Consider the following 14,704-nt stretch of genomic DNA (forward strand, 5'->3'; position numbering starts at 1 on the left):
AAACACTTTTTATGGAGATATTCTTACTATTGCTCATTTTGGTTTTTGTGATCATCATTCACAACAAATCGACTGCAAATCATCAGGCGACTCAAAATTCAATTGATCAGCTTCAGGAAAAATTGAATGCCCTGAAAACAGAAATCAATACGAGACCTGTCAGCAAAACCGAGCCTGAAATCCCAATTATAAAAGAAGAAATAAAACAGGAAGATAAAATATCTTTTAGAGAAACTCCAGAAATCATCGAAGAAGGAAAGATTCCGGAAGAAGAAATTCAGCCAGAAATCATTGAAAATATTCCACCAATTGTGGAAGAACTTGAGCAACCTGAAAAAAAGGTCGCTTTCTTGGCAGAACACAGAGTAAAGGAAATTCTGCCACCTAAAAAATCGTGGCTGGAAAGCTTCAAGGAAAATAATCCTGACATCGAGAAATTCATCGGAGAAAACCTCATCAATAAAATCGGAATTCTGATTCTGGTTCTCGGAATCAGTTTCTTCGTAAAATATGCGATCGACAAAGATTGGATCAATGAACCTGCGCGTGTCGGAATCGGTATTTTGGCTGGCGCTTTGGTAATGGGCATTGCGCATCGATTGAGGAAAAATTATGCAGCTTTCAGTTCGGTTTTTGTGGCTGGGGCGATCAGCATTTTTTATCTTACGATTGGGATTGCATTCCACGATTATCACCTGTTCAGTCAGACTGTGGCGTTCATTATTATGGTGGTGATCACCATTTTCAGTGTGTTTGTCTCCGTTTCTTATGACCGGAAAGAATTGGCGGTTTTAGCATTGATTGGTGGTTTTGCCGTTCCTTTTATGGTGAGTACAGGCGAAGGAAATTACAAAGTTTTGTTCACTTACATTGCGGTTCTCAATATTGGAATGTTGATGATTGCTTACTTCAAAAAATGGAATCTCGTTACTTTACTGGCTTTCATTTTCAGTTGCCTGCTTTATTCGGCTTGGTTTGGAAAAGGGTTTTACGACGACCAATTACCTTGTCGGGGTGCATTATTCTTTGCGACAATATTTTATATTATTTTCAGTGTTGCTACAGTTATCAATAACCTGAGGAATAAAGGTACTTTTACGAAGCTGGAGTATTTCATAATGGTCGCTAACACGTTCTTCTATTTCGGAATGGGAATCAGCATTATCGAAAATTGGAAACCAGAATTGAAAGGTTTGTTTACCATTGCATTGGCTTTTTACAATTTGGTCTACGCGATATTTTTATATAGAAAATTCGGGTTGGACAAAAATGCGATCTATCTTTTGTTAGGACTGACTTTAACCTTTGTTACATTGGCAATTCCAATTCAGTTTAGCGGCAATTACATTACATTATTCTGGGCTGGAGAAGCCGTTTTATTGTTCTGGCTTTCTCAAAAATCGAAAATTGCAACCTTCAAATTGGGTGCAATAATTGTTCAAATTTTGATGTTGGGAAGTCTGATCATGGATTGGGAAAAATATTATTCCGGCAATGTGATGGAACTAAAACCTTTCCTCAACCGAATGTTCATCACAGGAATCGTTTCCCTGGCCTCATTGATTTTTACTTATATTTTATTAAAAAAAGAGAAAGAAATTACCAATATTTTCAGTTTCGAATTCCATCCTTCTTATTACAGAAATATTATTTTAGGAGTTGGTATTTTGGTCGGATATTTCACCGGAATGCTGGAAATCAGTTATCAAGCTAACGATCATATGAGCAATTACTATTCAGCATTATCGTATTCGGTTCTGTATCATTTTTTGTTCAGCGTTGGTATCATTTATTTCGTTTTAAAACTGAAGGATCAATTTTGGAACAGTTTTACAATTCTTTTGTCTTCTGTTAACATCCTTTTATATATCGCAATTTTCTACAAATTGACTTACAACGAGATGACGGAAAATTTCGTGATTAATCTGTCTTCCAGATCAGCTTATTTTATTCATTACATTTTACTGATTTGTCTGGCTTATTTTGGATATGTTTTGATTAAATTCAGAAATGAAAGCCATTTTTCAACATATCTGAATCACAAATTGGCGCTGTGGGTTTTCGCATTTTGCATCGTTTACGTTTTGAGCAATGAAGTAATGATGCACGGATTGATGTTCAATAATGGCATTATTTCATCAGCCGAATTAGCAAAATACCCATTGAATAAAACGGGTCACAGCTATGAAAAAGAGATTTTCATCGATGAGAAATTCGAAGCTATAAAACTTCAAATCATCAAAATTGGCTATCCGATTCTTTGGGGCGTTTTATCCTTTGTTTTCCTGATTATTGGTATCAAAAAACAAAATCAACCGCTAAGGATTATCGCTTTGGCTTTGCTCGGCATTACGATTATCAAATTATTTGTTTACGACATCCAAAACGTTTCGGAAACAGGGAAAATCATTGCTTTCATCTTATTAGGTGTGTTGATTTTGATTATTTCGTTCGTTTATCAAAAGATTAAAAGACTGGTCGTAGATGAAACAAAAATCTCTTCGGATAAAATTGTAAATCCTGAAGACCCAACAGAAACTAAAAACCCAAACGATGAAGAAATCAATTAGTCTCATATTTTTATTAACAATCTGTTTTTCCTTCGCTCAAAATTATCGGGGAAAAATCAATAAAGTCCCGGAAAGCGGATTGCATCAGATCTTGCTAACTCCAGAAGTTCGGTCTGCGTCACAGAATAATATCGATTTTTTAAGGATTTTCGATTCTAAAAACAACGAAGTTCCTTATGTGGTCTATGAAGGAAAATACAGTAATTCCAGTTCAAATAATTTTACAATAATTTCAAAAACTGCCGTTCCGAATGTCGCTACTTCCATCATTATCTCCAATGAAAACGCATTGAACATTGACCATCTGACGCTGAAAATCGCCAATACGGATGTCGAAAAAAAGTACAATATCAGCGGAAGCAACGACCAGAAAGAATGGTTTGGTTTGGTCGGTAACCAGAAAGTAATCGGGCTGAATGATGCCGGTGAAAACTTTGTGGAACGTGATTTTGCTTTTCCTTTGAACAATTACAAGTTCCTGAGATTTGATTTCATCGATAAAAACTCGTTGCCTATTAATATTCTTGGAGCCAGTTTAGAAGAAAATCATTCAGTCAATCAATCGAAGACTGAATTGCAAAACTTCACTCAAAAAATTGAGACAGATAAAAAATTAAAACAAACCAAAATCACGATTACTTTTCATGCTCCACAAGTGATTGACGGAATTGGTTTCGAAATTTCTGCGCCGAGTTATTATCTGCGTGATGCAAGAATTCTGATTAATAAAACCAGAGTTTATAAAAAATCGAATGAGAATTATGTTGAGAATATTTCTGCTTTTCAACTCAATTCAAAAAGTAAAAACAGATTTGATGTCCAAAGTTTTTTTGTCAAAGAATTCATAATCGAAATTGATAATCAAGATAATCCGGCTCTAGAAATTAAAAAAATCAATCTTTTCCAATCGCCAATCAGTATTTTAACCGATTTGAAGGCAAATGAAAATTATACTTTAAAAATTGATTCCACCTGGTCTGCACCACAATATGATTTAGTCAACTCTGGAATCGATTTTAATCAGAATTATCCTACTGCAACTATTTCAAACTTAGAAAAAATTGAACAATCAAAATCCAAGGAAAATGCGAAAACCTTTTGGCAAACACCTTTCTTTATGTGGATTTGTATTGTTTTAGCTGTAGCGATTATTGGTTATTTTGCGGTTGGGTTGATTAAGGATATGAATAGGGAGAATCAGTAAATTTGAATTGAGATTATTTAAACGCAAAACCGGACGAAGAATCAAAATCACAAAAAAATGCTACCAAAATGAGCGATAACAAAATAAATATTACTTCAAGTTTATTAGAGAAAGGAGTTGACATTGCTAAAGATTTTGTTGATAAACTAATTATTCCTTCCGTTGAAGAAACAGGACTTTTATTGAAAGACCAAATCTCACTTTGGAGATTTAAAAATCAAATAAAAACTTTGGTTAAAGCAAAAGAAATATGTGCCAAAAACAATATTTCCCCCAAACAAATATCACTAAAATTACTTTGTCCAATATTAGAGTATTCTAGTCTTGAAGAAGACGATTTCTTAACAGATAAATGGGCAATACTTCTCTCAAATCTTGTTGATTCAGAACAGAATATTCAAAACCACGTTTTCCCATATATTTTAAGTCAAATTTCAACAAAAGAGTTTCAAATATTAGAAAATGTTTTTGACGAAAAAGATAATAGATTATCAAAAATAAGAGAAGATTTAAATCACTATTATCAAAATCGAGAAAAAATCGAGCAAGAAATTAAAAAAGAATTAAAAGATATTGATAGAAAAATTATTTTTTTTGATGAAACTGATGGTTACATAGATTATGAATTAACTAAGCTATATCGGGAAAAATCTGCAATTAATAGTAAACTTAATACATACAAGCAAAAAGAGGTAATTTTAAAATATTCATTAGATAAATTAGAAACGATTCCAACAGGAAGTGTTGAAAAATTTGAGTTATCAAATTTATTAAGATTAGGTTTAATTAAAGAGGAAAAAGAGTTTTATGCTAACCCTCAACCATTAAAAATCCCAAATGAAAGGGATGATTATGAAACTCATACTACTGTTGACTTAGAAATAGATGTTCATTCTGACATTGATTATTATTTAACTGAATTTGGAGAATTGTTCATAAAATTATGCAAAGAGAAACTGCAGGTAACATAATATTAGCAAAATGTGGTCGAAAATAATCCACCAAAAAAAACCTTTCCAAAATCGGAAAGGTTTTCTTTATCTAATACTGAAACTTCCTGAAAGCTTCCAGCGTTTTTGTTTTACTTTTAAAAAATATAAATATTAGAACTTCGTTTATCCTTGTATTAGAAGGAAGTTTAAACAAACACTCGTCACAAATGAAATTAATTATATTTTTTCTTGGAATTTCTACCTTTTGCTCCTCACAAAAAATTAGTTTCATTTACGAAACAAAATACAAACTGAATTCAGAAAATCCGGATGATGTCAATTCCGAGAGAATGATTTTGGATTTAAAAGATAATATTTCAATTTTTAGAGATTCAGTAGAAAAAGAAGCAGATTCACTAAAGCTGAATAATGGAAAGGAAATATTTAAAATGGGCGTTGAAAACCAATTCTATGTCAAAAAGAATCTTGCTCAAAAAAGAATTGAAAAAGTAATAACTTATTTGGGAAAAGATTATCTTCTTCCAATTGAGGAAATATTAAATTGGAAAATATCTTCCGAACAAAAAATGATTGGAAAATACAAATCTCAAAAAGCAGAAACTACGTATGGAGGAAGAAACTGGATTGCTTGGTTTACAACAGAATTACCTTTTGGAGATGGTCCATATATTTTCAATGGTTTACCCGGATTGATTGTTTCTATTCATGATTCAAACAATGATTATTCATTTAATTTGATAGAAGTCAAAAAAGGCGGGAATCTATTTGACGCACGCACAAAAACAATAAAAATTGATTGGAAAAAATATGAAGCACTTGCAAAATCATATTTTAATGACCCATTTAATATAAATTCAAGAGGGTGGAAAACAGCTACATTTACCGACCCAAATGGTACAACAGTAGATATTTCTGTAAAAAATAGAGAAATACAAAATAATCTTCTACAAGAAAATAATCCAATCGAATTAAATCATAAAATAATTTATAAATAAAAAACCTCTCCAAAATCGGAAGGTTTTTCTTTAACTAATACTGAAACTTCCTAAAAGCTTCCAGCGTTTTGTCAATCTCTGTATCGCCAATCGCAGATGAGATAAACCAGGTCTCATAGCCACTTGGCGGAAGATAAATCCCTTGTTCCAAAACCTGATGAAACAGATTGTTGAACAAACCAATATTGGAATTATTCACTTCATTAAAATTACTTGCAGAAGTCACATCAAAGAAAATAGACATCATACTTCCTTTTCGGTTGATTCTGTGTCGGATTCCTTTTTCATTCAAAATTTTTCCAATTTCAAAATCTAAAGTTTCGGTTGTTTTATCAAGCTTTTTATAAAAATCAGCATCCTGCTTTATCAATTGCAACGTTTTAAGTCCGGCTCTCATTGCCAAAGGATTGCCGCTCAACGTTCCGGCTTGATAAACGCGTCCTCTTGGCGAAAGCCAGTTCATGATTTCGTTTCTTCCGGCAAATGCACCAACCGGCAAACCGCCACCAATGACTTTTCCATAAGTTACCAGGTCTGCCTTTACGCCCAGAGCTTCCTGCGCTCCACCAAAAGCTAAACGGAAGCCTGTCATTACCTCGTCAAAAATCAATAATGCACCGTTCTCATCACACAATTTTCTAAGGTTTTGAAGGAAGTGATTTTCCGGCAGAATACAACCCATATTTCCGGCAATCGGTTCTACGATAATTGCCGCGATCTGCCCAGGATTATTTTTGAAAAGTTCTTCAACCTGTTCGATATTATTGTATTCGGCTAATAAAGTATCTTTTGCCGTTCCTTGGGTAACACCCGGAGAATTGGGACTTCCGAATGTCGCCATTCCACTTCCCGCCTGAATCAGAAACGAATCCGAATGGCCATGATAACAGCCTTCGAACTTGATGATTTTTTCTCTTTCCGTATAACCTCTCGCCAAACGGATCGCGCTCATACAAGCTTCGGTACCCGAAGAGACCATTCTGATCTGGTCAACATTAGGAACGTTTTCTACAATGAATTTGGCGATTTCGGTTTCCAATTCTGTCGGTGCACCGAAAGAAAATCCTTTCTCAGCCTGCAGTTTCAGAGCTTCCAAAACTTCGGGATGTGTGTGGCCGAGAATCGCTGGTCCCCACGAATTGATATAATCGATGTAGGTTCTGTCATCCTCATCTGTAAGGTAAGCCCCTTTTGCAGATTTCATAAAAACCGGAACCCCGCCTACAGATTTGAAGGCACGAACCGGAGAATTCACACCGCCCGGAATATATTTGTACGCTTCCTCAAAAAGCGCTGAACTTCTTTGGTATAACATTTTAGTTGATAGTTGTTGGTTGATAGTTGTTAGTCTAAATTCTAACTTTTAGTTTATGTATAAGATATAAGCCTGAATTAAATTCAAAATTTCTCGCAGATTTTCCAGATTTAGCAAATCCACTAATAAGCATTATCTGCGAGAAATTTTATTTTGGTTAATGATTTTTCTAGCTTCTCGGTTTTTTACTTTGCAGATAAATCGTTTGTCCGGCTCTTGGCTGTTCTCCGGATTCCATCCGGTTTTTGGCGTAAAGTTTTTTCTCCTTTATCCCAAATTTTTGCGCTATGTCGTGCATGGTCTCACCAATTCCCGCTTTGTAAGTCTGCTTGTTTCCTGATGAATTTTTGCCCTCCAAGAAAACAATGTCGTTTTTCATCAGCTTACCAGTTTCCAGCTCGTTGTATTTCATCAGACGCTTTTCGCTGATTCCGAATTTTTTGGCAATATCGGAGACATCCGCATCCACAGGCATCACAAAGAATTTCAGGTCGCCATTCGGATGATTTTTAACAAGGATATTTTTCAGAAGTTCAGCCTTGCTTTTTGCATCGACCAATTCGGAAACCTTACTTTGCTGCCTGGCATAAGAGCCTTGGGTGTAATTCACATTGATGGTTGGTGGTGCTACTTTTTCATTTTGTTTTTCCTGGTTCAGTTGCGCCATAAAAACCGCATCGTTGTTCAGATTCGGGTACAATTTCAAAATCGCATAATAAACCTCATCCTTGGTTGTATTATCAAATTCATACAATTTATACCGCTCTATTTTATCAATCAGGATGTATGCATATCTTGGATTGGTGGCATATCCGGCTTTTTTCAGACCGTGTGCCCAAGCTTTGTAATCTTTTGGGTCCAGGTCAAAAAGTTTTGTGTAATATTTTCTCGTCGCCAAAAAAATCGAATGGTCTTCATAAGACTGCTTCGGGTCTTCATAGACGCGGAAACACTCGTTGGGCGCATCATCTGTATGGCTCATTGTTTTTCCCGTCCAGTCTTCCTTACACTTGATTCCGAAATGGTTTTTTCCCAATTGCGCCAATCGGCTTTGCCCGCCTCCGGTTTCCAATAGTCCTTGAGCCAAAGTGATACTCGCAGGAATTTTATATTTCTCCATTTCTTCCACCGCATAAGGCGCAAATTTCTGGATATATTGGTCTTCCGTTTTCCAGGTCTGTGCTTTCACGAATCCCAAAACACAAACAAAACCAATCGCCAATAACTTTTTCATTTTCAATATTTTAAAATATTTATTTTCTAATTTTCAGGAGCAATTCCCGCTATCCGCTATATCTTTTTCTTTTAGCAAAAAAGAAAAAGGATGTCGCTACTATCGGGGCTATGGGTCTCAACATCAATCCAATTTTAGTCAAAAATCGAATTTTCAAAATCAATCAATGCCCTGTTTTTATTTTTCAAAAACAGATTCGCTCCTTTGATCCCCTGTAATCCTCCGGTATGAAATGTCAGAATCTTGGAACCTTTCGGAAAGAAACCTTTCCCAGCCAGATCAAAAATCTTCTGCAACATCTTTCCGGTATAAATCGGGTCCAGCGGAATATCGTATTCATTATAAAACCAATTTATAAAACGGATATTCTCATCCGATATTTTCCCGTATCGATATTCATCTGCGTCGATCAATTCAAAATTGTTTCTCCCACTCCATTCCGAAATTGTTTTTTGCAAAGAATCATCCTTGACAACTTTGACTCCGAAAACTTTCTGATGTTTCTCTGCAAACTTCGAGATTCCGGCAATTGTTCCGCCAGTTCCAACCGCGGTGCAAAGATAGTCAAAATCTTTGGTGTCATTTCCTGTCATATATTGGACACCTTCAACCGCCATTTCATTACTTCCGCCTTCCGGGATAATGAGCGCATTCGGATATTTTCCGGAAAATTCTTGTGTTAATTTTTCTTTGTTATGATAATCTTCTCTCGAAACAAAAAAGAATTGCATTCCGTTTCTGGAAGCTTCAAATAATGTCGGATTATTTTGCCAATGATTTTCTAATTCATCTCCTCTTATAATCCCTTTTGTAGGAATATCAAACTGTTTTCCAAAGGCAGAAACTGAAGCGATATGATTAGAAAAAGCGCCACCGAAAGTGATCAACAAAGGATTTTCAGGTTTCGATTCCAAATATTGATTGACATTGAAAAAGAGTTTCCAGAATTTGTTCCCAGAAATTTCCGGATGGATCAAGTCTTCTCTTTTAATAAAAATCTGAACATCAAAATCAGTTTTGATCTCGACAATTGGGATTTTATATTCCGTAATCTGAAGCATTATCAAAAATAAAGAAATTCATTGGATCTGTAAATATTAATCAAATCTCTATTTTTGAAAACCTCTTTGATCATTCCTCAACAATATGAAAATCAATCAACAGAATTGAAATATCAGGACATGGATCTATTTCATTAGTTTACCTTATTTCCCTATTTAACAATCGATTCTAATTAGACCAAAACATAAAGTGAATTATTTAACAATAATTAATTATAAATATCAAAAACATAAATAAAAACACAAACAACTGAAAATCAAACATATTTATTTGTAAAATACTTTCCATAATAGAATAATTTCGGAATTCATTAAATACTTTAGTTTTTTAATCAAAATCTTCCTTGTAATATTGTTAAAGATTTAAGGAACAATATTCTTTTTTAATCTCAAAAAATAAAAAAAACAAATGATGGAGAAAATCATCATTCGCCCTGCTTCTGAATAAAATTTTAGCATTCGGTAGTAGGGCAATTTTCATTCATCCCCAGAAGATTAGAGATACAGAAAATCAAATAAAAAAGTCCACCAATGGCGGACTTTAAAGCAATATAAATTCGAAATTTATTTTGTTCTTTCAATGATCTTTTTCACGGCTTTTACGACAGCGTCTGCGTCGATCTGATATTTCTTCATCAGCTCAGCCGGCGTTCCGGACTCTCCGAAAGTATCATGTACAGCAACAAATTCCTGAGGCGTTGGTCTTCTTCTGGACAAAACTCCGGCAACAGATTCTCCTAATCCCCCAAGATAGTTATGTTCTTCTGCAGTAACAATTTTCCCTGTTTTTTCTACAGATGTAAGAATAATTTCTTCGTCTAAAGGTTTGATCGTATGAATATTGATGATCTCACAAGAGATGCCTTCTTTTTCCAACTCATCAGCCGCTAACAAAGATTCCCAAACCAGATGCCCGGTCGCAACAATCGTCACATCAGTTCCTTCCTGCAAAAGGATTCCTTTCCCAATTTCGAAAGGCATATCTTCCGGGATGAACACAGGAACCACAGGACGACCAAATCTAAGGTAAACAGGACCTTCATGTGCCGCTGCAGCCAAAGTCGCCGCTTTGGTCTGATTGTAATCACAAGGATTGATCACCGTCATCCCCGGCAACATCTTCATCATCCCGATATCTTCTAAAACCTGATGTGTAGCACCATCTTCGCCCAATGTTACTCCGGCATGAGAAGCGGCGATTTTTACATTTTTATTGGAATAAGCGATCGACTGACGGATCTGGTCATACACCCTGGATGTAGCAAAGTTGGCGAAAGTTCCCGCAAAAGGAATCTTGCCGTTGATTGTAAGCCCTGCCGCCAGGCCCATCATATTAGCTTCCGCAATACCTGTCTGGAAAAACCTTTGCGGTGCTTTCTCTATGAATTTTTCCATTTTTAGAGAACCAATAAGGTCGGCGCAAAGTGCCACTACATTAGGGTTTGTATCAGCTAATTCCGCCAATCCGGCCCCGAAGCCTGAACGTGTATCTTTTTTTTCTGTGTATGTATATTTCATTTTATAGAGTGATTTTTGATTTTAGATATAGATTGAACTAAGAATCTAAAATGTAATTTTAATTTTTTTAAGTACTTGTTTTTAGATCTAATCCAATTGATCCAGATATTTGTCTAGCTTTTTCCTGTCGGATTTGGAAAGCTCATCACGGATATTGAGAAGATACAGAACCTCTCTTCTAATCTCATCCATAGTGCCTTTTTCATCCACTGTTTCCGAGTATGACTGCGTAAGATACATATCGCAAACTTGTCCTACATAATTGTATAGATGTTTTGATAAGTTCTTATTTTCAAAGGTCGGTAATCCATTTTGGATATTGGTACAGTATTTCGGAGCCCCTTTCAATAAATCCTTTGAGTCCGGGTTATCTATTGACAGCGTCGCCATTTCCTCATTCTCTTGCTTGTAAGTAGAGACATATTCCGGAATATACTTGTCATAACTGTAAGCACTATCAGAATATACGGCAGCAGAATCTGCATTGTCTTCTTCCCATCTTTTCTGTTCCAACATCAGGGAGTCCATTCTTCTCTGATGCTTCATCATACTTTGTTTATGATCAAAATAAACATAGGCCTCAGAATCTTTGATACTTTTCAGAACAAAGTGTTCCGTATCGAATTTATCATCATTAATTCCAGCTTTCAGAACAAGACCTTTCAACCCATTGGAATAATTGCTTCTTGTAAAAACCTTGATTATACCATTAAGCGCACTGAAAGTATTAATGGGATAATTCTCATTGACGCAGACCTTCAAGGATTCATCTTTATTGGCTTCCTTGAAATTCATCAAATAATATTGACAAGGTAATCCTAAGATAGTCTCTGTCCCTTCAATTTTTTTGACCTCGATATCTTTGCCTTTTCCATCCGGAGAAGCCTCGTAAGCTATCTGAGAAAAAAAAGGTGAATAAAAACTATTTTCCAACTGACTATTCATGCCAAAACTTACCGGACTTACTCCTAAATTATCAACAAAGATATTCAGTGGAAACTGGTCGACCTTTGCATTTACCAATAATTCATTGGATGTATTCCCGAAAACATCTATATCGATGGTTCTATTCTTATTTTTAGAATCAACAACACCGTATTTCAGTTCCTTTGTGAACAAAATCTTTTTGTTCTGAGCAAAAGTCAAAATACAACTAAAGACAAGAAAAAATACTGTGATCTTTTTCAAAACAATGATGATTAATAATCAGCGGGTGCTTCTAAATACAGTTGTTTGAAAGCCGTTTCCAACTGCTCATCATTTGGTGCCTTGCCATGCCAAGCATGACTTCCTACCATGAAATCCACTCCGCTTCCCATCTCCGTATGAAGAAGAATCGCTACAGGTTTCCCTTTTCCTGTCTCAGATTTTGCCTTGTTAAGAATCGCGATAACAGCCTCCAGGTCGTTACCATTTTTCTCTTCCAGCACCAACCATCCAAAGGCTTCTAGTTTTGCATGAAGATCACCCAGTGACAGCACATCATCTGTATCTCCATCAATCTGTCTCCCATTATAATCTATTGTTGAAATGATATTGTCTACTTTTTTAGCAGCGGCATACATAAAAGCTTCCCAGACCTGACCTTCCTGCAACTCACCATCTCCGTGAAGTGTGTAGACCAATGCATCGTCTTTATCCAATTTTTTACCCTGTGCAGCGCCCAAACCTACAGACAGACCTTGCCCCAAAGACCCTGACGCGACCCTGATCCCCGGTAAACCCTCGTGAGTCGTTGGGTGACCTTGTAATCTGGAATTCAGTTTTCTAAAAGTTGCCAATTCTGAAACCGGGAAAAACCCGAATCTCGCCAAAGTGCTATAAAATACGGGAGAAATGTGCCCGTTGGAAAGGAAAAAGAGATCTTCATTCTTACCTTCCATCGTGAATGGTAATTTGTAATTCAAGATTTCTCCGTAAAGTGCCACGAAATATTCTGTACAGCCAAGAGACCCTCCCGGGTGACCACTATTTACAGCGTGAACCATTCTCAGAATATCTCTTCTGATCTGCGTTGAAAGGCTTTTAAGCTCTTCGATTGATTTGCTCATTTTGTTAGATTTGCTTTCTTGCGAAAATACGATTTTTAAATGACCTCTAAAAATCTATACATATGAAATTTGCACAAAAAGAGAAACAAACCAACTTCCCAAACAAACAGTTTGGACATCAAAAAACTCCAGTATTAACTGGAGTTTTTTAAACTATTGTGATTATAAATATACTACTTCAAATTAAAGTTGAACCCTACAATGACCGCACCTACGGTTTCTTTCCCTATTCCTGGATGATCATCATAATACCCTCTATCATACTTTCCTGAAATACTTTGGTAACCTACATATAATTCTCCAACAGGCATATTATACATAAATTTTGGCAACGCATATAATCCTCCGTTTACATTATCATTTGTTGATATTCCGTAACCTAAATCTAAACCAACAGCAATAGGAGCACCACTAAATGAATATTTACCGGACACTGCTACCGGAATAAATCCGAAATCTTCACCTTTAAAAGATCCATATCCAGGAGAATCATAACTTTTTGCAATGTAATGTGAATATCCAGTTGCAACACCTAAATCAAAACCTTTTGCAAGATTCCATCTGTAAGCTGCATCTAATCCTAATGTGAAATCAGAATTCCCTGTTGTAGGAACACCAATATGAGCACCCAATTTGAAACCTTCTTGCGCACTGGCAAGTCCGAAAACCGCAAAAGCAGTCAGTAAAAAAAACTTTTTCATAGTTGTAAAAATTTAAATTTTTCAAATAACTATTACCAAGTTTTATACCAAATGTCAAGACCTATTTTTCTCGCTATTATTATAAGCAACAATAATCTTCTTGACCACGGGATGCCTAACGACATCTTCCTCCGTAAGATGCACAAATCCAATCTCTTCCACATCTTTCAAAATCGTCATAGATTCTTTAAGTCCAGACTGTTGTTTCGGGGGCAGATCGACCTGACTCGGATCACCTGTAATGATGAACTTGGCATTCATTCCCATTCTCGTCAAAAACATTTTCATCTGAGAATGTGTAGTATTCTGAGCTTCATCCAGAATTACAAAGGCTTCATCCAAAGTTCGCCCTCTCATAAAGGCCAATGGTGCAACCTCTATAACTTTCTTCTCCATATAACCTTCGAGTTTCTCGTGTGGGATCATGTCTCTCAGCGCATCATAAAGAGGCTGTAAATACGGGTCAAGCTTCTCCTTGAGATCCCCCGGAAGAAAACCTAAACTTTCCCCGGCTTCTACAGCAGGTCTTGTCAAAATAATTCTTTTGACCTCTTTGTCACGGAGCGCCCTAACTGCAAGGGCCACGCTTGTATAAGTTTTACCTGTTCCCGCCGGTCCTATCGCAAAGACCATATCTTTTTTCTCCGAAACTTTCACCAGCTTCTTCAGGTTTGTCGTTTTGGCCTTGATAACTTTTCCATTAACACCTTTTACAATGATGTCCTGGTCAAAGACCAAGTGTTTCTCAGAATCGTCTTTGAGTTTCAGAAGAGACTCCAGTTGTTTGATTTCCAGAGAATTGTGTTTAGATATATAATCCGAAACATCATCAAGTTTCTTCTTCAGCAGGTCCAAGGTCTCCCGATTTCCCATCGCAAATACAAAATTGTCCCTGCCCGTGATCTTAAGTGTAGGAAAACTGGATTTTATTAGATTGAAATTTTGATTCTGAACACCATAAAATGTTTTGGTGTTTATCCCTTCAAGTTCATAATTTATTTCGAACATATATAATATTAGTGGTTAGTGTAACAAATATATGAATAGTTTGATAAGTTATGGCGGTTAAAAAATTGAATTATATTAAATTTGCAACAAATCC

At 35.9% G+C, this 14,704-nt stretch carries 12 protein-coding genes; 4 read left to right on the forward strand and 8 right to left on the reverse strand.

Features of this window, described 5'->3' with window-relative positions:
- Positions 1-11 precede the first annotated feature (11 nt).
- From K319_RS20650 to K319_RS20655, 4 genes are all read left to right on the forward strand, one after another.
- A complete protein-coding gene (locus K319_RS20650; protein ID WP_051230765.1) occupies positions 12-2,570 on the forward strand; it encodes a DUF2339 domain-containing protein in 2,559 nt (852 codons plus the stop codon).
- A complete protein-coding gene (locus tag K319_RS0116480; RefSeq protein WP_034672001.1) occupies positions 2,554-3,774 on the forward strand; it encodes a DUF3999 family protein in 1,221 nt (406 codons plus the stop codon). The genes K319_RS20650 and K319_RS0116480 overlap by 17 nt, the downstream gene beginning before the upstream one ends.
- A 68-nt stretch (positions 3,775-3,842) precedes the next feature.
- Complete coding sequence (locus K319_RS0116485; protein WP_027384602.1) at positions 3,843-4,745, forward strand: Abi-alpha family protein; 903 nt, start codon at positions 3,843-3,845, stop codon at positions 4,743-4,745.
- Between the two features lie 188 nt (positions 4,746-4,933).
- Positions 4,934-5,722, forward strand: a complete 789-nt coding sequence (locus K319_RS20655; RefSeq protein WP_051230766.1) for a GLPGLI family protein — start codon at positions 4,934-4,936, stop codon at positions 5,720-5,722.
- 34 nt (positions 5,723-5,756) lie between these two features.
- Here the strand turns inward: K319_RS20655 and hemL are convergent, their stop codons facing one another.
- From hemL to K319_RS0116530, 8 genes are all read right to left on the reverse strand, one after another.
- Positions 5,757-7,037 carry a glutamate-1-semialdehyde 2,1-aminomutase gene (hemL, locus tag K319_RS0116495; RefSeq protein WP_027384603.1) on the reverse strand — a complete coding sequence of 427 codons (1,281 nt, stop codon included), beginning with the start codon at positions 7,035-7,037 and terminating at the stop codon, positions 5,757-5,759.
- A gap of 169 nt (positions 7,038-7,206) precedes the next feature.
- Positions 7,207-8,271 carry a glucosaminidase domain-containing protein gene (locus K319_RS0116500; RefSeq protein ID WP_027384604.1) on the reverse strand — a complete coding sequence of 355 codons (1,065 nt, stop codon included), beginning with the start codon at positions 8,269-8,271 and terminating at the stop codon, positions 7,207-7,209.
- A gap of 134 nt (positions 8,272-8,405) precedes the next feature.
- Positions 8,406-9,332, reverse strand: coding sequence for a 1-aminocyclopropane-1-carboxylate deaminase/D-cysteine desulfhydrase (locus tag K319_RS0116505; RefSeq protein ID WP_034672003.1), 927 nt, complete (start codon positions 9,330-9,332; stop codon positions 8,406-8,408).
- Positions 9,333-9,896: 564 nt separating this feature from the next.
- Positions 9,897-10,850, reverse strand: coding sequence for a transketolase family protein (locus tag K319_RS0116510; RefSeq protein ID WP_027384606.1), 954 nt, complete (start codon positions 10,848-10,850; stop codon positions 9,897-9,899).
- A gap of 87 nt (positions 10,851-10,937) precedes the next feature.
- Entirely contained in the window at positions 10,938-12,038 is a 1,101-nt protein-coding gene (locus K319_RS0116515) for a hypothetical protein (RefSeq protein WP_156907121.1), read from the reverse strand.
- 11 nt (positions 12,039-12,049) lie between these two features.
- Complete coding sequence (locus K319_RS0116520) at positions 12,050-12,901, reverse strand: transketolase (RefSeq protein WP_027384608.1); 852 nt, start codon at positions 12,899-12,901, stop codon at positions 12,050-12,052.
- A 173-nt stretch (positions 12,902-13,074) separates the two neighbouring features.
- Positions 13,075-13,602, reverse strand: a complete 528-nt coding sequence (locus K319_RS0116525) for a hypothetical protein (RefSeq protein WP_027384609.1) — start codon at positions 13,600-13,602, stop codon at positions 13,075-13,077.
- 54 nt (positions 13,603-13,656) lie between these two features.
- Positions 13,657-14,610 carry a PhoH family protein gene (locus tag K319_RS0116530; RefSeq protein ID WP_027384610.1) on the reverse strand — a complete coding sequence of 318 codons (954 nt, stop codon included), beginning with the start codon at positions 14,608-14,610 and terminating at the stop codon, positions 13,657-13,659.
- Positions 14,611-14,704 lie beyond the last annotated feature (94 nt).

Source organism: Epilithonimonas caeni DSM 17710 (assembly GCF_000426465.1).
Lineage (GTDB): Bacteria > Bacteroidota > Bacteroidia > Flavobacteriales > Weeksellaceae > Epilithonimonas > Epilithonimonas caeni.